This window comes from Psychrobacillus sp. PGGUH221 (assembly GCF_042055255.1).
Lineage (GTDB): Bacteria > Bacillota > Bacilli > Bacillales_A > Planococcaceae > Psychrobacillus.
In genome coordinates, this window is record NZ_JAQMHQ010000002.1 from 146211 (window position 1) to 164280 (window position 18070).

Below are 18070 nucleotides of genomic sequence, written 5' to 3' on the forward strand. Positions count from 1 at the left end.
TCACACCCTCTCGATTCTTCTACTGCCAAATAAGCCATGCGGTTTTAACATCAAAATGAGCAAGACAATAATAAATGGAACAACGTCTTTTAAGCCCCCTCCTACAAGGGGATCTAAATAACCTCCAGCCATGTTTTGAATAATACCGATTACAAAGCCACCAACTATTGCGCCTAATACACTATCAAGGCCACCTAGAATAACAACTGGCAAAACAGTTAAACCTATTGCGGACATTGTTGGGCTAAGACCATTTATATTACCAAGAAGTACCCCACCAACAGCAGCCACTACTGCTGCAATTGTCCATGTTGCGGCATAGACATATTTCACACTCATTCCCATTGATAATGCTGCCTGTCGATCGTCTGCAACTGCACGCATGGCAATCCCCATTTTGGAGAACTTGAAGAAAAGTGAAAATAAAACGAGTAGGACGATTACTACGATAAATGACCACAAATAAACAGGCGTTACGATAACTCCCGCAATATTTATTGGGGTTAAAGGGAAAACAGGTGGAAATGTTCTTGTCTGGTGACCCCATATCATATGCACTGCACCACCTAATAAACTCGATAACCCAATAGTAGCCATGATGACAGACACAACAGGAGCATTCTGTATTGGTCTAATCACAAGCCTTTCGACAACGAGGCCAAGAACTGCACTAAAAACGAGTGTTATGAGTAATGCAAGAATGAATGGTATTTTATAAGCCGTCATTAAGATTAGACAGATATAGGGACCAATTATAACGAATTCCCCGTTCGCTAAATTCAACGCTCCACTAGCTCTATATATTAAGACAAATCCTAATGCAACCAGTCCATAAATACTTCCAACTACTATCCCGGTTACAAGCATTTGAAGAAAAAACGTCATGACTATGCCACCTCCTGTTTAATGTTCAACTGAATGACCTGCAAACTTATCTCCTCAATAGATTCCATTTCCGAACTACCCATTGTCACTTTAGAAAAATTAGAATACATTCCATTGATTAGCATCTGATATTTTTCCTCAATATATTTTCTTCTTACCTTTAATGTTCTTGTGAGCTCACCGTCATCTGCGGTAAATTGTTTGTGTAGTATGGAAAACTTCTTCACTCTCGCATATGCTGGTATTTGACTCATTAACTCCGTAACTTGTTGTTCTATAAACTCAACAACTTGAGGATTCCTCGCAAGATCTGAGTATTCTGTATAGACAAGCCTTTGCTTATCTGCCCAACGTCCAACACTGTTTAAATCGATATTCACAATAGCTGTCATATAGGGTTTTTCCTTGCCGAAGCATACAGCCTCCTGTATATAAGGACTGGATTTTAATTTGTTTTCGACAATCCTCGGATAAATGTATTTCCCACTTTGATCTGTAATAATGTCTTCTTTTCTATCAAGAATATAGAGATGCCCATCTTGCCCCAAACGTCCACAATCTCCCAGCGTGATCCAACCATCCGTCATTGATTTGTGGTCTTCTTCATGTAGATACTTTGCGAAAGTGGCTGAATTTCTTACAAATATAGATCCACCCTCCCCAACTCTTACTTCCGTACCAGGTAGAGGAACGCCCGAGCTCTCCACATTGATGTCTTCATCTCGTTGAACAAATGCGATTCCTGCAAGCTCTGTTCCACCATAAGTTTGCTTTAAATTTACTCCGATACTATGAAAGAAATGGAAGGCATCTGATTGAAGTGCCGCTCCAGCAATATACGCTCGTTTTATTCTTGGGAATCCCAAATGATCACGAATCGCACTGAAAACTAACAAATCGCCAATTTTATACATCAGCTTTACTTTAAAAGAAACTTCTTGCTTGTGGAGCTTGGCCTGCGCCATTATATCTCCGTATTTCTTGAAAGTTTGATAGACTTTTTTCTTAAACCAGCTTGCCCCTTCCATACGTATAGTGAAGTTCGACAAAATAGTTTGATAGACTCTTGGAGGCGCAAGCAGTGTATGTGGACCTATCTCACGCATATCACCTATTACTGTATGCGGTTTTTCAGGAAAGTTAATAACGATTCCAGTTGTTAATGGTATAACTCCACTCATCACCTGCTCATGAATCCAAGATAATGGCAAGAAAGAAAAGTAGTCATCTTTAGGTTCCATGTTATCTACTAATAAAAGGCTTTTAGCAGCTTCCATTAAATTTTCATGTGTAAGAATTACACCTTTTGGATTTCCAGAAGTAGCTGCACTATACGCAATAGCAGCATAGTCGTCTCCGAGCAATCGCTCAGTTTGTTCACGGAAGAATGTGGGTTTTTTTTCTATCAAGGATGTCCCTGCAATTAATACATCATCAAAATCGACTAATTTAGAATGCTTATAATGACGCATTCCTTGTTTATTGTAAAAAATGATATATTCCACCATTGGAATCTGATCTTCAATTTCAAGCAATTTATCTACTTGCTCTTGATCTTCCACCACCACGATTCGCGCTTGGCAATCATTTAAATAATAGACAATTTGTTCTGGCAGTGATTCTTGATATATACCAACTGCCATCCCACCTAAACTTTGAGCTGCCATATATGAATAAAGCCATTGCGGTCTATTTTCTCCAATAATAGCCAGTTTTTCATCCTGCTTGAAACCGTAATTTTCAGAAAGGGATATCGTCAACTGCTCCACTGTTTTTAAATAGTCACCCCAAGTTATTTCATTCCAAATACCATGGTATTTTTGTCTAAGTGCAACCTCGTCTCTATGGTTGTTTGCTCGTTCCGCTAAAAGATTAGGTAATGTTTTCACTGCGCTCATTGTTTTTCCCCTTTCTAAATAACGGTTTCTTCCCCGATGTAAGCTTTTATAACTTCTGGATTATTTTGTATTTCATCTGGTGTACCAAATCCAATGCGTTTACCAAAGTCCAAAACCGCAATATGATCAGACAAATTCATGACAATTCCTAAATCATGCTCAATTAATACGACAGTTATTTCCATTACTTCATGCATATCCAATATAAAACGGGCCATCAAATCCTTTTCAGAGTTGTTCATTCCCGCCATCGGCTCATCCAATAAGATTAACTCCGGTCCCAGTGCCAACGCCCTTCCTACCTCCACACGTTTTTGTAGTCCATACGGAAGGGTTCCTACCGGCGTGTGTCGAATGTCTTGCAACTCTAAAAACTCAATAACCTCTTCTACTTTTTTTCTATGCTCAATTTCTTCATTGGCAGCTTTTCCTACATATAGACCTCCGCTAATTGCACTAGAGTTCATCAAAGTATGTCTTCCGAGCTTTAGATTATCTAGTACAGACATATGAGCAAACAACGCTATATTTTGAAATGCACGGGCAATACCAAGGGACGTTCGATTATAAGGTTTCATATTAATAATTTCCTGTCCTTTATAACGAATTGATCCGCTGGTAGGTTGATATAAGCCACTTATGCAATTGAGCATACTAGTTTTCCCAGCTCCATTTGGACCAATAAGTGAGAATATCTCTCCTTTTTTTATATGATAGCTGACATCATCTAATGCTTTTACCCCACCAAATTGTAATGACACATTCTCTATTTCTAATATAGGTTGCACTCGAACCACCCCTTCTGTTTGTAAGCGCTTAACCTTTTAGCTTTTTCTGAATATTACTTTACTGATTATCATCTTGTCAATGTATTTTATGATACATAAGAACTACTTTTTTGTCGTATTATGTAATGGACGTTTTTGTATTTTTATGTGATAAAAGTCATAAAAATGAGATTATTTTTTCAAATTTAAGGGCTCTTCACCACAAGTTGTACTTGAGATTTTAAGATAGGTATGCATAGGGAAAATAGAGGATACAAAAAATGCGAATTTTCCTGTATGGTAAAGGTGACCAAACCAAACCATTGGAGGAAAATTCGCATGTACGCTCAGTTTATCAAAGAACTCATCGATTTACCAGATGTTTTGATTCAAAAGGTGCGAAAAGAAGAAGAACGTTGGATTTTCGAACTTTCTCTACCCGAACAATGCCCATTATGTCCTGTCTGCTTGAAGCGTACAATCAAAATGACAGGCAAAAAGAAGCAATGGATGCATGGGTATGCTCAACGGATCGGCATCTTTTGGGTGGAACTCCCTGTGGAGCGTAGACGTTGTGGTACATGTGGCATGACATTCAGCACGTCTTATCCCGGAATTTCCCCTCGAAGTGTAGCGACGGATGCGTTTCAGCAATGGGTGGCGCAATCTTGCATCGGAACATCCATTCAGGCGGTGGCTCGTATGCTCAAGCTTCCTTACACGACCGTGGAACGTTGGTTTTATACCCATGCCCCTTCCTTCCTATCGAATGACATCCAACCAAAGGCAGTTTGTGTCGATGAGTTTGCGTTTCGAAAAGGGCATGATTACGGAGTGGCGATCATGGATGCCGAAACGGGAGAAGTGTATGCCGTTGAAGCAGGAAAGAACGAGGAAGCCATTGGACGTGTGTTGGCTCCTGTGTCTGATTCTGTTCAGTATGTCGTGAGCGATTTGGCTCCAGCGATGAAAAAAGCGATTCAAGGGGCGTGTCCGGAAGCGAAGCATGTGGTCGATTATTTTCATGTGATTCAATTGTTTACGGAAGCGTTGGATCGATGCCGCAAATCCTTCGGAAAAGGGAACAAGAAACATGGGCATGTCCGGTATGTTTGCCGCTTATTGACCCAGCGCCCCGAGAAGCTCACCGAGGAGGAACGCCAAACGGTGCGGGAGTGGCAGAAAGAGAGCGATTCCTTGCAGGCTGTCTATCAATCCCTTCAACATTTTCGTTATGTATCCAAAAGCCAAAACGAGCGACAAGCGAAACGTCGTTTGAACGCCTGGGTTCATCGGTATTTGTTTTGTCCTTGTTCTGCTGTTCGCGCCATCGCAAAATCACTCGTCAAACGAACAGACGAAATCATATCGTGCATTTTATCCCCTTATTCAAATGGGAAAATGGAGGGAACAAATAACAAGATCAAGCTGATGAAACGTCGGGGATACGGATACAGAAATATCCAGCGTTTTGCATTGCGGGTTCGGCTAGAAACAGCTAACATACTTTCATGACAGGTGCAAGTACAACTTTTGGTGATGAACCAATTTAAGCGTGTTTTACCTATTATTAACTTTTCACTATTCATTTTCCTAATTATTCAACGTAAAAAAACTCCTTTCCTGACGAATTGCAGGAGAAGGAGTTACTCTATTTATTCTGTTTTCGACAAATTCATCTTAATTTAACCTTTTTTCATCATGCATAAATGATGAATTTTTCTTTATTTTTTTTAATAATTTGTCATGCAACCTTGAAAGAATAATATATGCCAGGAGAGAACCAACTAAAGCTAAAAACATATCCCATTGGGCATCCCATTTATCTCCTTGCATTCCTAAAAAGTCTTTAGAAACTTTTCCTCCTTTGGAAATTTTGGTGCTCATCCATTCAATGATTTCATATAAAGCAGCAATGGCAAGTGATATACTCATAGTAATTCCAAACAACCAAACTCCTTTCGTCAAAGCCGTTTTGCGGAGTAATAATTCTCTAATTACTATAACTATCATTCCCTTAAGCAAATGACCAAATCGATCATAATTATTTCTCTTCAAATTAAATTCTTCTTTAATCCAATTAAAAAATGGTACCTCTGAGTAAGTATAGTGGCCTCCTATAAATGTCAAGATAGATAATATTGCAATGATGAAATAAGAGAGAGTTGTAAAGCGAAACTTTTTATATGTCGCTAAAAGAATGATTATTACAACTACACTAGGACTAACTTCCGCTAGCCAATCCAAATAGGTTGCAGGCTTAATTACTGACCAAATGAAAAAACCAGAAACAACTATGAGTAGAAATAAATGTACCTTCGAACTTTTATGCACATCCACGTGTATACACTCCTCCATCCCACGCAAAAATACTTCTCAATAAGTATAGTTTATCCAAAAATCCCGATTCGAATCCGTGCGTTTGATTTGGTAGAAATAAGGGAAAATGCAAGCAAAGGAGGCGATAGCAATGCCATGGGACAAAAAGGATTATCCAGACTCAATGAAAAATTTAGACCCTGATGTAAGAGAGAAAGCGATTGAAATTGCCAATGCTTTGTTACGAGACAATTATGATGAAGGTCGAGCAATCGCCATAGCAACCGCACAAGCACGTAAAGCGATTAATGGAGATGATACCGACCGTCCAACGTATGAAGTAAAAGCAAGAAAAGATGAGTGGACACTTATGAAATCAGGCGGAGAACGGGCAATTTTCGTGGAAGAAACGAAGGAAAAACTGTTGGAAAAAGCAAAGCCATATGTTAATGACCATAATGGAGTCCTTGAAATCTATCAAGAGAATGGATCCCTTGATGATACTTTATATGAATAGATAAAAAAGTATGACCCATCCTACAGGAGTCTCCAGGATGGGTCAACACGTTAAAAGATAAAAAATGTAATTCATCTATTAAACTACTATACTTGATTTTTGTTTTTTTATTAAAATGACAAACAAACTAGCCATAACACAAAAGATTCCCGCAAGTAAGAATGCCCAAGTGTATGAGTCAAATACTTTATACATATAACCCCCACCGTATGCAGCTACTGCAGCTCCAGCTTGATGAGCGGCAAAAATCCATCCATAAATAATACCACTTCTCTCAATTCCAAAGATTTGTCTTGAAATGCTAATTGTTGGCGGTACTGTCGCAATCCAATCCAATCCGTAAAATATAGAGAATAAGACTAATAACGAAAGTGAGCCTTCTTGGAGTGCAAATGGAAGCAAAACGAGAGAAGCTCCTCTTAAAATATAATACCAAAACAACAACCATCGATTATCAAAACGATCGGATAACCAACCAGATATTGTCGTACCGACTAAATCAAAAACCCCCATAAAAGAAAGCATGGAAGCGGCTGCAACGACCGGAATTCCATAACTTATGCAATAGGATATAAAATGGGTTCCAATTAGACCACTTGTAGAAAGCCCGCATATAAAAAAGCTTCCTGCTAACAACCAAAATTCCTTTACTTTTATAGCTTCGAGTAATGATTCGAACGCCATGGCAACTGGATTTTTCTTTTTCACAGCATTAGACTCTGGAAACTCCTTTTCTAGTCCAAAAGGTAAAATGCCAATTTCCTTCGGGGAGTTTCTCATAAATAAAAGAATAACTACTAGCATGATAGAGCTAAGGACTAGTATTAAACCAATTGCAGTGCGCCATGAATAATTTTCTACAAGAATTGCTAGAACAGGAAGTAATACTAACTGTCCTGTTGCGGTGCTCGCTGTTAAAATCCCTACTGCAAGTCCTCTTCTTTTCTCAAACCAACGATTCGCAACATATGTACTCAATACGGTTAAAAACACACTAGATCCTAATCCTATGATGATTCCCCAAATGAGAATGAGCTGCCAGGCACGGTCCATAAAATAGGTGAGCATGAGACCTACAAGTAGAGTGGACATCGCATAAACCATCATCTTTTTTAATCCTAGTACTTCAATCAATGCTGCCATGAATGGGCCAGATAGTCCATAAAGAAAAAGACCAACTGCAAAAGCTAAAGAAATAATGGACCTATCCCATCCAAACTCATTTTCAAAAGGTACAATAAATACCCCAGAAGATGATCGAATAATTCCCGCTACAATTATCGAGAAAAAAGCGATGGTTAACACAAACCAGCTATAATGTATGCGTTTCAATATCACACCCACCTCCTTAACGACTAACGAAATAAATTAAAAGATTCTATCAATTCGATATATTGTACGCTAAAAATAAGTAATATACAATACAAGAAAAGCGCAGGCGAACCGTGAAAAAGAAATACCAGGTTTCAAACGTTTCCAGAGAGCTTTGGACATACTCTGGCTATATCGTTACCGTTTGAATTTTTGGAGTGGAGGGTCGGTAATCCTGCGGCAATAGCTGCCATCCTATTCATATTGGAAGCTCCCGAAGATGCAATTTCGGTCGCTGTACATCCGCTCTATTAGAAGAACGCTTGCTATTTTTTTCGGTATATCGCTGATAAAAATAGATTCAACAGGATGATAATACCCTTCTTCATAGTATTAATTAGATACCGATGAATACGGGCTTTAAGTAAATCAAATTTCATATCTTTCTTATCTTTTGAAAAAACCGTTCGATGCTAGAGCATCAAACGGCAGAATATTTTTTATTTCATTATTTATCTATAGGCATGCGTTTACCGATTTTAAAGATGTAGAAGCTTGCTACAACAATCGCTAAGAAAATGATCCCTACAATAAGAGAAATACGTGTTTCATCGTTAAACCACATACCTACTAATACCATAATTAAAAATGCAATGGTTAAGTAGTTTGTGACTGGTGCAAAAGGCATTTTAAAAGGGTGGTTTTTAAGTTCTCCCTCTTTAGCTTTTCTAAATCTTATTTGACTAATAAGAATAACAAACCAAGGTACCATACCTGGTAGCACACTTGCACTGTATACATATACGAACAAATTGGCTGGTGCAATATAGCTTAATATAACCCCAAGTGCTAAACCTACTAAAACACCGACCGTACCGAATAGAGGCACACCATTATGAGATATTTTCGCAAAGAATTTTGGTGCTTGTCCATTGATTCCTAATGTATAAAGCATACGTCCCGCACTGTAAATACCACTATTACATCCTGACATTGCAGCTGTGATGACGACAAAGTTAATAATTCCAGCTGCTGCTGTAATTCCTACCTTTGCAAAAGTAGCAACAAACGGACTTCCAAGTGAATCAAGTTGATCCCAAGGATAAACCGTAACGATAACAAAAATTGCACCAATATAGAAAATTAATATACGCCAAATAATACTATTAATCGCTTTTGTTAATGTTTTTTGTGGATTCTTCGCTTCTCCGGCTGTTATCCCGATTAGTTCTACTCCTTGATAAGCTGCAATAACAAGCGACAGTGCAAAGAAAAATCCTGTCCAACCACCTGCAAAGAAACCACCATTTTCCCAAAGGTTTGATAATCCGATTGCGTCTCCTCCATTACCAAATCCAAAGAAAATAAGACCTAACCCTGCAATAATCATCAATACGATTGTCACGATTTTAATCATCGCAAACCAAAATTCAATTTCACCAAAAGATTTAACAGAAATCAAGTTTGCAGCACCAAGAATCACCATTGCAATGAGCCCAGGAATCCATGCAGGTAGATCGGGAAACCAATATTGCATATATGTCCCAACTGCAATAATTTCTGCCATCCCAACAATTACCCATTGAAACCAGTTACTCCACGCTGTGATATAGCCTGCTAACGGATGAATATACTTATGGCCAAATGTCGCAAATGAACCTGTACTTGGCTCTACATAAAGCATTTCTCCCATTGCACGCATGATAAAATATATAAAAATCCCACATATAGCATATGCAAGTAATACAGATGGGCCTGTCCATTTAATCGTACTAGCAGAACCCATAAATAGACCAACACCAATTGTACCCCCTAAAGCAATCATTTGAATATGACGTGCCTCAAGTCCTCTCTTCAATTCATTATTGGACATGTTAGCTCCCCCAGACGCAATATTTACAACTAATTTATTCGGTATACATCAACCGAAATATACATACGGTTTTATAAAGTTTATAGAAAGCTGAATAATCTTTCTTATCATAGAATAATAAGAACTGACTTAAAATACAAATGTATTTTTAGGAAAAACACCTTAATCCCTTCATATACCTATGTTTTGAACTTAATAGAAATAATTATTAAAATATTCAAATATAATATTTTAGCGTAAAAAATTAAAAACCTTCCAACATTTAGTATGTTGGAAGGTATTAAAGGTTAACTTATATTGTTCCTTTTGCAGCACGCTCTACTAGTTCATGCTGTGGAATTTTCCAAAGCTGTAACCACTTACGAATGGAGGTCACAAGAATTACTAGACCAAGAACTAACATGATTACTGAAAGAGTCCCATTTAAAATGTTGTAGCCTGGGCTTTCTGCATTCCAATAAACATTTTTCACCATCCAGTAGCCAGCTACATTAACTGTTACATACAGATAAGATAGAGGAATCAAACAAGTAAGCATATAGCTTCGTTTTTGCGCAATCTTCAATACTATCGTTGCCCCAATGATCAATCCTATCGAAGCCATTAACTGATTTGACACCCCAAACAATGCCCAAACGGAGCTAATATCTCCGGAATACAGTAAATATCCCCACATAAAGCAAGCTAACGCACTTGCGAAAATAGTTGCACCTATTGAATTAGTTCGTTTTAACGGTTTAAAGAATGTTCCACCGAAATCTTGAATGAGATAACGAGCAACTCGTGTCCCCGAGTCAATTGCTGTTAGGATAAAGACTGCTTCAAATAGAATAACAAACTGATAGAAATAGGAAGCCATTTTTTCGAAAATCGGAATCTCCGTAAAGATATAAGTCATTCCAACAGCAAGAGTAACAGCCCCTCCTGTTCTTCCTTCCAAATCCATTCCAATCTCATCACTTAGCTCATCTAAATGCACTGTTTCCATCCCTAATGTCGCAAATTTCTCTGGTGTGGAATTTATTGCAAAATAATCTCCCGGCATTAAAGATACAGCAGCAATTAAAGCCATGATTGCAACTAAACATTCCACAAGCATCGCACCAAAAGCTACCCCTTTAATATCACTCCAACGATTGATCATCTTTGGAGTTGTCCCTGAACCAACGAATGCATGGAATCCTGATATAGCTCCACAAGCAATGGTGATGGAAACAAATGGCCAAACCGGTCCCGCGATAATCGGACCCCCACCATTTATGAACTCTGTTAAAGCAGGGAATTGAACTGCTGGATTTACATAGAATACCCCTATTATTAAAGCTACGAATACACCAATTTTCATAAAAGTACTTAAATAATCACGAGGTGCTAGCAATAACCAAACTGGTAACGCCGCAGCAAAAAACGCATAAATAGGTAATGCTATAGCGATAGTACTCTTTTCTAATGTTAAGAAATCACCTAATGCTGTTCCTTGAATATTAGGTCCCCAAAGAATAGCAGCCATAATAAGTCCAAAACCGACGATTGTAGCAGCTTTTAAATTTCCTGTTTTCTTATGGTACAACCCAACTCCCATTGCAATCGGAATTGTAATCCCTACAGCAAAGGTTCCCCATGGGTTTCTCTCTAATGCGCTCAATACTACTAAAGAAAGACCTGCCATCGTAATAGTAATAATGAATAGCATCGCCAACCCAGCACAGAATCCTGCCACTGGACCGAGCTCTTTTTTCGCTATTTCAGATAGAGATTTTCCCTCTTGACGCATGGATGCAAATAGTACAACCATGTCGTGAACCGCTCCACCGATTACCGCCCCTATTAGAAGCCAAAGTAAGCCGGGTAAATAACCAAACTGTGCTGCTAATATTGGTCCAACTAATGGTCCCGCCGCAGCAATCGCCGCAAAATGGTGACCAAACGTAACCCATTTGTTCGTGGGTACATAATCTTTACCATCTTCCAGTTCATGAGCTGGAGTGGGTTTTGAATCGTCTAGTTTCAAAACTTTTGCAGCCATGAATGTACCATATAAACGATAAGCAATTAATAGTATACAAATAGAGCCAATAACAATTGTAACCGCATTCATTTTCTTTTACCCCCATCCCTTATGTATTTATTAATCATACTAAAATTAAGATTGATAAATTCATATTCTAGTTGAGTTACAAAATTTCAAGGATGAGCTGCAAAAATGGGGAAATGAAATACAATTTGACCTATTTAAAACCCAATGTACATTTTAAAATCTTTTACATATGTTCGACTAACAGGAACTTTTGATCGATCTTTTAATATGACATTATATGTAGAGTTAAACCATGGATGAATTTCTACAATATGATCCATGTTCACTATAAAGCTTCGATGGACGCGCATAAAATTGGTATTGCTTAATTTTTTCTCTAACACAGTTAGTGAATCACTAACAATATATTCATCACTCATCGTTTTGACCTTACATTTGCCTTCAAAAGATTCCAAATAAATGATGGAATCATTTTCAAGCAAAACAATTCTTTCCTCTACTAAAACAGCAATTTTTCCCGAATTAACATTCTTAGCAGAAGAAATGAATCGTCGTTCCTCACTTCCGATTTTCCCCACATGAATTATCTTTTCCAGCGTTTTTCGGATACGCTCCTCATCAAATGGTTTCAAAATATAGTCAAGTGCATTTAATTCAAACGCTTGTAAGGCATACTCATCGTACGCGGTTGCAAATACAATGGCAGGAGTTGGTTTAAGCTGGATCAATTGCTTAGCTAAGTCTAATCCGTTATCTTCCTCTAAATCTATATCTAAGAAAACCAGATCAGGGTGTTGTTTGGATATATCCTTCACAGCATTTATAAGACAATCTGCTTCACCAATAACTTCAATTTGTTTACTTTCTGTGAGAAGATATTTTAATTCCTCCCTTGCCAATGGTTCATCTTCAACTATATACGCCTTCAACATTTTGATGTAAAACTCCTTTACTATCGAGTGGAATAGAAATTAATATAGATGTGCCCCTGTTTAATTCACTAGTTATCTCTAACTTTGCTTGGCCATTATAAATTCCAGATAGTCTCTTACTTATATTAAAAATCGCTGTACCCGTACCCTTTTTAGAAACCATCGTTTGTTTACCTAATAATTCTATCTTGTTCATTGGAATGCCTTTTCCGTTATCTGATACAACAATTCGCAGGTTGTTATTTAAGGAGTAAATTTGGATTTTTATCTTTCCTATACCTACTAGACTTGTGAATGCGTAATTGATGGCGTTCTCTACTAGCGGTTGTAACGTAAACGGAGGTATCAGTATCTCTTCTAAACTATTTTCTATTTCAAACTCTATTTCGTATTTGTCTGGAAAACGCGTTTGTTCAAGGGATAAGTATGACTTCACATTCTCTATTTCCTTTTCTAAAGGAATAAGCATTTGTTTAGCTCCCTGAATATTACCACGTAGAAATGAACTTAACTCCAACAATAGCTTTCTAGCTTTTTGTGCATCTGTGCGGCATAAGATAGAAATGGAATTGAGACTATTAAACAGAAAATGCGGATGGATTTGGGCTTGTAATGCTTTTATTTCTGCATCTTTTAATAATTTTGTTTGTCTTTCAGCTTCTGCTAGCTCAAATTGAGTAGAAAATAAATTGGCAAGTCCTTCTGCTAGCTGCTGCTGAACATCATCTAACTTACTCGGCTTAATATAATACATTTTTAATGTTCCTGCAGTTTTGTTTTGTATCTTTAAAGGTAATACGATGGCTGCTTCTAACGAACAATCACTATGGGAACAAAAAATTTCTTCCTTTGATTTGGCGACTGCTATCCTGCCGGTTTCTAACACTTTTTTTGTTAATCCAGTCGTTAGGCCTCTCTTTGGAATATGGTGATCTGCTTCTGCTCCAACATGCGCTAACACTCGATGTTCATCTGTCATCGCAACCGCATCGGCATCCGTCAACCGCAACATAATTTCTGCAATCTCTTTACAAGAATTTGTATTTAATCCTTGTCGAAAGAAAGGCAAGGTTTGATCTGCAATATAAAATGCTTGGCTCGTTTGGTTTGCTCGAGCACGCTCTTCATCTCGTACGATTGACTGGATAATATACATGAATAAAAACATTCCTAATCCGTTAACAACAATCATTGGAATCCCAATGACTTGCACGAGAGCCCATGCTTCTTCAAATGGTTTTGCCAAAGCCAAAATTATAATCATTTGTACAGCTTCTAATGTCATTCCTAACTTTGCAGCATAGATTGGTGTAATTTTCTTATCACGTTTTAATTGTTTTCTAGAAAAATACCCAGAACAAATTCCAGCTACAACAACTGCCAATGAACATGCTATTGCCGTAAAACCCCCAAGTGAATACCTGTGGATACCAGCAATTAGACCAGCACCTAGCCCAACAACTGGCCCACCTAATATTCCACCAATCACAACTCCCATTACTCTTGTGTTTGCTATCGCATTATCCGGGTCAATTCCTACAAGCCAGCCACTATTTACAATAGTCCCTCGCTCCATTTCAATTCCTGTGTAATTACTAATCAATCCGAAAGCACCAAAAATTAAAATAAGAATTACTTTTTCGCTCCAATTGTGTTCATTGTGAATAACCTGTCGAAATGATTTTATTTGAGAAAGTAAGAATGCAACAATAACGATGATCCCAACTTTTTCTATCATTAATGCAGCCAAAACTAATATCATCGTTAAGTTCTCCTTCTTTCGAAATATTCTAATATGTTTATCATACTTGAAAAATCTAAAGAAAAAAACCTCTAGTAAAAACGCCATTTTATTTTTGTTTAGAAGCAACTTCATATCTCAGAAACTATAGTATTCAGAAAATTATTGTAACTTTTCCCACTAAACAACTGTCTAAATACATTAAAGAGGAACGTATCATCTGACAATTAATGTTATCAACATACTTCTCATTATGTAGAACCTACTCATTAAAAGGAGGAAAGATAATGATGTCTAAACCTAAGTCTAGGAGAACTTATTTTTATTTCTTATTATTTATTTTGTTTCTTATTATAGGTATTACCTTTTGGTTCATATCAAAAAATAATTTGGAACCTAAAACGTTAGTTTTACATAAGACGTTTAAAGTAACAAATGAATTAAGTGAAATGGTCCAGGAATCAGATGTCGTTGTTCTAGGTGAATATAAAGGTTTAGACTCTAAATGGAATATGGAAAAGGCACCATTTGAACAAAATGAAAATGTAGAGGGACATTTATTTAATTTCCAAGTAAATGAAACTTTAAAAGGAAAACCTGTAGAAAAAGAAATATTAATAAATCATAGATATTCTGAAATCATTACAATAGAGGAAAGTGATGAAGTGGTTGATGAAACTGGAGTAATTGTTCAAGAAGCTAAGAACATCTTTACAAAAGAAGTAGAAAACAAAGATCCGCTCTATATAAAACCAGCATACGGTGAGAAATATATGATTTTCTTAAAAGAAAACTCCGAGCTTGGTCATTATTATCCCGCTATTGAACCCTTTATGATTCAATTCGATTCTAATGATGTAGCACAGTTAAAAAGTAATTTAATCAACCTTGATAAAAGTAAGCTTAAATTTAAAACAAAAGTAGAAGAGAGAACATTTTATGTAATTAATGAAATTCCTTACACCGTTGTTGATAATATTAGTGGAAAAAACATTGATGAAATAATGAATAGCGTTAAGAAAGCACAACAATAAGTAGTACAAAAAGACAGAGATTTAATGATCTCTGTCTTTTATATTGAAGTAATAGAGTTTATATCCATTTAACTGAATTTGAACTGAATGCAAAACAAAAAATTATCACAAATAACATTTTTCTGATATTTTGCAACCTTTTAATTTCTATAATTTATTATAAAAATTAGAGGAGGTTATCCCAGTTGGACAAGCTTTATAAGCCCCAAAAATAATGGGAGAGTAATCGTTTTGGAATTATAAGATTTTAATTTTTTCATAAAACATTGGAGGGATAATATGAAAATCAAAAAAGTAGTTACTTCACTTTTGTTAGGAATAACAATTATTTTAGCAAGTACGAGTGTTTCAGAAGCATACGTCTTACACGGATGGAAACTACCATCAAAATCATCGACATATAAGTGGGGAACTAATCTAGATGACGGCTCAAGTGTGATCAAATCTGGTTGGTCTGCTGCAGACTCAGCTTGGTATACTGCATCCAGCATTAACTTCACGGTTAATACTTCCTCTGTTAATACATTAAATTCTTGGTACGAATACTCTTCTACCTATTATGGAAGAATGACAACAACTCATTCAGATGGTAAAGTAACAAAATTTGCTGGAGATCTTAACTCCGGAAATACAAATATTACAAAATCAAATGTTGCTAAAAGTACTGGCGTTCATGAGTTTGGGCATGCAATTGGAATCGCCCATACTGGCGGGACTTCCATCATGAATAGCAGTCGTGATCGAACTACAATGCACACTCCACAAACAGATGACAAAAATGGCGTAAATGCAATTTACTAAGAAAAGGAGAGGATTTCTGATGTTAACAAAAAAAGCAAAAAAAATGGCAATAATAATTCCATTAGCTGTAGTTATCGGCTTTGGAGGATATATGACATTGAGTGGGCAGGTTCACAGCTTAGCGGGGATTGAAAAAGAACCTCAAACAGTTATACTCAGTAAGGACTTTCCTTCTACAAGTGATTTAAATGTGATGATTGATGAAGCAGATTTAGTTGTTATTGGTCATTATAATGGGCTCGATTCTAAATGGAATATGGCACGAAACCCAAATAATCCTTCACAGGAAGATACAGAGAATTACGTAGAAGGGCATTTATATAACTTCAAAATTTCAGAAACAATTAAAGGTTCTACGGATAGCAAACAAATCCATGTAAACCATCGTTTTGCAGAAACTGTAACCTTAGAAGTATCAGATGCAGTAGTATCCCCTGAAGGCATAGTTACTAAAGAAGCAACAAAAGTAGATATGAAAGAAATTGAGAATAAGGACCCCTTATATATAGAGCCAGCCAATGGCAAAAAATATATGCTTTTCTTGAAGAAAAATGAGGATTTAGGAAGCTATTACGGCGCAATTGAACCTTTCTCCATAAGCTTCGATAAAAATGATAAAGCAGAACTTCAAACAAACATTGAAACTATTGATGAAGATAGCCTAACCTCACAAACACAATTTGCAGAAGAAACATTTATAGTGAAAAATGAAATCCATGAGACTATCACTGATACAATTAGCGGTAAGAGTCTTAAAGAGTTGATTCAACAAGTACAAAATAGTAACTGATTCTATGATAAATCGAATTGGGTTTTCTGCTCCTGGCGGACGCCGCGGGCGGGGCCGAGTCGCTTCCGCTCCAATCAATATATTGGATAATTTTATAAGTTAAGATGTCCCCAAGTTAAATACAATAATAATGACAAAAGGTATCGAGTGGATGATTTATCGAAACCTTTTGTCGACAACTGAACAGTCCTGGAGAAATCTAGGGCTGTTTTTTGTTTGTTTATTATCTACTATGTAATTTCTATTCTAATAATCTTTTTGTAGAGCATATTTTTCATACTCATGTTGAATCATATTTAAAAAAAGTTTATCGTCATAGACTTCCAATAAATTAAATAATTTCATTTTATAATTATCTTCTTTCTCTCTATTTGAATAGGAATAGCAAATAGCAATTCTATTAAAACATACAGCTAAGGATTGATAGGGAAATGAATGTAAATTTTGTTGTAATAGTTTTTCTAATTTTACTAGAGCTTCAGAATACTTACCATTTTTGATAAGAATCATTGATAAGTTTAACGTTAGTGTTAAAGAGAGTCTAAGTGAATCTCCTAATCCCTTATAAGTTTTTAGCCTTTCTAATAACTTATCAGTTACTTGAATAGCTACATCATCATCGAAAAAATATAAAATTACATTAATGATTTTGATATCCATTAAATACCACTGGTCATAACGAGAAAGGCGTTCCCATACCGTAATTACTTTTTCTTTTGCCTTTGTTAAATCACCCGAAATCTCCAAAATTAATAAGGCCTCACAAATACACTTTAATTCTTCCAAAAACTTATTTTGATTAGTTTCTAGATACATATCTATTGAATTAATAACATGCTTGATTTCTTGCTTATTATTATATGGCAAACGAAAAAATTGTTGTTTAATCTCTGTCACTTTATCAAATTTATATTCATTAAAAATATATTCAAATTCGTCAGAAGATAATTGAAGTTGATTTAATAGGTATAAGAAACCAGCTGAATGGATATCCGACTTATTTGATTCGAAATTTGAATAAGTAGATTGGGCAAAACTATTACCAGCGACTTCTTTTTGAGAATATCCTTTATTTTTACGTATTTTTTTAAGTGTAGACCCGTAATTAATCAAGTTTACCTCCCCAATATTATTTTTCTGATATTTTGTAATTATACCATAATA

The 18070-nt window shown here is 36.4% G+C and carries 15 protein-coding genes; 5 read left to right on the forward strand and 10 right to left on the reverse strand.

Annotated elements, in window-relative coordinates:
- From PGC35_RS04685 to PGC35_RS04695, 3 genes are read right to left on the reverse strand one after another with little or no spacing between them, the layout of a single operon-like run.
- Entirely contained in the window at positions 1-885 is an 885-nt protein-coding gene (locus PGC35_RS04685; RefSeq protein ID WP_056828724.1) for a branched-chain amino acid ABC transporter permease, read from the reverse strand.
- 2 nt (positions 886-887) lie between these two features.
- A complete protein-coding gene (locus tag PGC35_RS04690; RefSeq protein ID WP_375218361.1) occupies positions 888-2783 on the reverse strand; it encodes an AMP-binding protein in 1896 nt (631 codons plus the stop codon).
- Positions 2784-2797: 14 nt separating this feature from the next.
- Positions 2798-3571: an ABC transporter ATP-binding protein gene (locus PGC35_RS04695; protein ID WP_053590851.1), complete on the reverse strand. Its 774-nt coding sequence runs from the start codon at positions 3569-3571 to the stop codon at positions 2798-2800.
- 318 nt (positions 3572-3889) lie between these two features.
- Here PGC35_RS04695 and PGC35_RS04700 point away from each other — a divergent pair, with 318 nt between their 5' ends.
- Positions 3890-5065 carry an ISL3 family transposase gene (locus PGC35_RS04700; protein WP_054193193.1) on the forward strand — a complete coding sequence of 392 codons (1176 nt, stop codon included), beginning with the start codon at positions 3890-3892 and terminating at the stop codon, positions 5063-5065.
- A 165-nt stretch (positions 5066-5230) separates the two neighbouring features.
- Here PGC35_RS04700 and PGC35_RS04705 read toward each other — a convergent pair whose 3' ends face one another.
- The gene (locus tag PGC35_RS04705) at positions 5231-5890 is read right to left on the reverse strand and encodes a DUF2238 domain-containing protein (RefSeq protein WP_375218362.1); all 660 of its coding nucleotides are present in this window, start codon (positions 5888-5890) and stop codon (positions 5231-5233) included.
- 130 nt (positions 5891-6020) lie between these two features.
- Here PGC35_RS04705 and PGC35_RS04710 point away from each other — a divergent pair, with 130 nt between their 5' ends.
- Positions 6021-6386 (forward strand): DUF2188 domain-containing protein, encoded by a 366-nt coding sequence (locus tag PGC35_RS04710; RefSeq protein ID WP_375218363.1) that lies wholly within the window; start codon positions 6021-6023, stop codon positions 6384-6386.
- A 78-nt stretch (positions 6387-6464) separates the two neighbouring features.
- Here the strand turns inward: PGC35_RS04710 and PGC35_RS04715 are convergent, their stop codons facing one another.
- From PGC35_RS04715 to PGC35_RS04735, 5 genes are all read right to left on the reverse strand, one after another.
- On the reverse strand, positions 6465-7718 hold the full coding sequence (locus PGC35_RS04715; RefSeq protein WP_375218364.1) for an MFS transporter: 1254 nt from the start codon (positions 7716-7718) through the stop codon (positions 6465-6467).
- Positions 7719-8205: 487 nt separating this feature from the next.
- Positions 8206-9570 carry an amino acid permease gene (locus tag PGC35_RS04720; RefSeq protein ID WP_375218365.1) on the reverse strand — a complete coding sequence of 455 codons (1365 nt, stop codon included), beginning with the start codon at positions 9568-9570 and terminating at the stop codon, positions 8206-8208.
- A 292-nt stretch (positions 9571-9862) separates the two neighbouring features.
- Positions 9863-11668, reverse strand: a complete 1806-nt coding sequence (gene cstA, locus PGC35_RS04725) for a carbon starvation protein CstA (protein ID WP_056828738.1) — start codon at positions 11666-11668, stop codon at positions 9863-9865.
- 134 nt (positions 11669-11802) lie between these two features.
- Positions 11803-12540: a LytR/AlgR family response regulator transcription factor gene (locus PGC35_RS04730; RefSeq protein WP_375218366.1), complete on the reverse strand. Its 738-nt coding sequence runs from the start codon at positions 12538-12540 to the stop codon at positions 11803-11805.
- A complete protein-coding gene (locus PGC35_RS04735) occupies positions 12518-14299 on the reverse strand; it encodes a LytS/YhcK type 5TM receptor domain-containing protein (RefSeq protein WP_375218490.1) in 1782 nt (593 codons plus the stop codon). The genes PGC35_RS04730 and PGC35_RS04735 overlap by 23 nt, the downstream gene beginning before the upstream one ends.
- A 272-nt stretch (positions 14300-14571) precedes the next feature.
- Between PGC35_RS04735 and PGC35_RS04740 the strand changes: the two genes are divergently transcribed.
- From PGC35_RS04740 to PGC35_RS04750, 3 genes are all read left to right on the forward strand, one after another.
- Positions 14572-15315: a hypothetical protein gene (locus PGC35_RS04740; RefSeq protein ID WP_375218491.1), complete on the forward strand. Its 744-nt coding sequence runs from the start codon at positions 14572-14574 to the stop codon at positions 15313-15315.
- A 279-nt stretch (positions 15316-15594) separates the two neighbouring features.
- The gene (locus PGC35_RS04745) at positions 15595-16116 is read left to right on the forward strand and encodes a matrixin family metalloprotease (RefSeq protein ID WP_375218367.1); all 522 of its coding nucleotides are present in this window, start codon (positions 15595-15597) and stop codon (positions 16114-16116) included.
- 19 nt (positions 16117-16135) lie between these two features.
- A complete protein-coding gene (locus tag PGC35_RS04750; protein WP_375218368.1) occupies positions 16136-16906 on the forward strand; it encodes a cardiolipin synthase in 771 nt (256 codons plus the stop codon).
- A gap of 246 nt (positions 16907-17152) precedes the next feature.
- Here PGC35_RS04750 and PGC35_RS04755 read toward each other — a convergent pair whose 3' ends face one another.
- On the reverse strand, positions 17153-18019 hold the full coding sequence (locus PGC35_RS04755; RefSeq protein ID WP_275788785.1) for a helix-turn-helix domain-containing protein: 867 nt from the start codon (positions 18017-18019) through the stop codon (positions 17153-17155).
- Positions 18020-18070 lie beyond the last annotated feature (51 nt).

What these genes read in the sequence shown, in the direction of transcription:
- PGC35_RS04700 (WP_054193193.1), top strand. Translation starts at nt 3,890, where the DNA reads ATGTACGCTCAGTTTATCAAAGAACTCATCGATTTACCAGATGTTTTG.
- PGC35_RS04750 (WP_375218368.1), top strand. Translation starts at nt 16,136, where the DNA reads ATGTTAACAAAAAAAGCAAAAAAAATGGCAATAATAATTCCATTAGCT.
- PGC35_RS04740 (WP_375218491.1), top strand. Translation starts at nt 14,572, where the DNA reads ATGTCTAAACCTAAGTCTAGGAGAACTTATTTTTATTTCTTATTATTT.
- PGC35_RS04730 (WP_375218366.1), bottom strand. Translation starts at nt 12,540, where the DNA reads ATGTTGAAGGCGTATATAGTTGAAGATGAACCATTGGCAAGGGAGGAA.
- PGC35_RS04685 (WP_056828724.1), bottom strand. Translation starts at nt 885, where the DNA reads ATGACGTTTTTTCTTCAAATGCTTGTAACCGGGATAGTAGTTGGAAGT.
- PGC35_RS04690 (WP_375218361.1), bottom strand. Translation starts at nt 2,783, where the DNA reads ATGAGCGCAGTGAAAACATTACCTAATCTTTTAGCGGAACGAGCAAAC.
- PGC35_RS04710 (WP_375218363.1), top strand. Translation starts at nt 6,021, where the DNA reads ATGCCATGGGACAAAAAGGATTATCCAGACTCAATGAAAAATTTAGAC.
- PGC35_RS04720 (WP_375218365.1), bottom strand. Translation starts at nt 9,570, where the DNA reads ATGTCCAATAATGAATTGAAGAGAGGACTTGAGGCACGTCATATTCAA.
- cstA (WP_056828738.1), bottom strand. Translation starts at nt 11,668, where the DNA reads ATGAATGCGGTTACAATTGTTATTGGCTCTATTTGTATACTATTAATT.
- PGC35_RS04745 (WP_375218367.1), top strand. Translation starts at nt 15,595, where the DNA reads ATGAAAATCAAAAAAGTAGTTACTTCACTTTTGTTAGGAATAACAATT.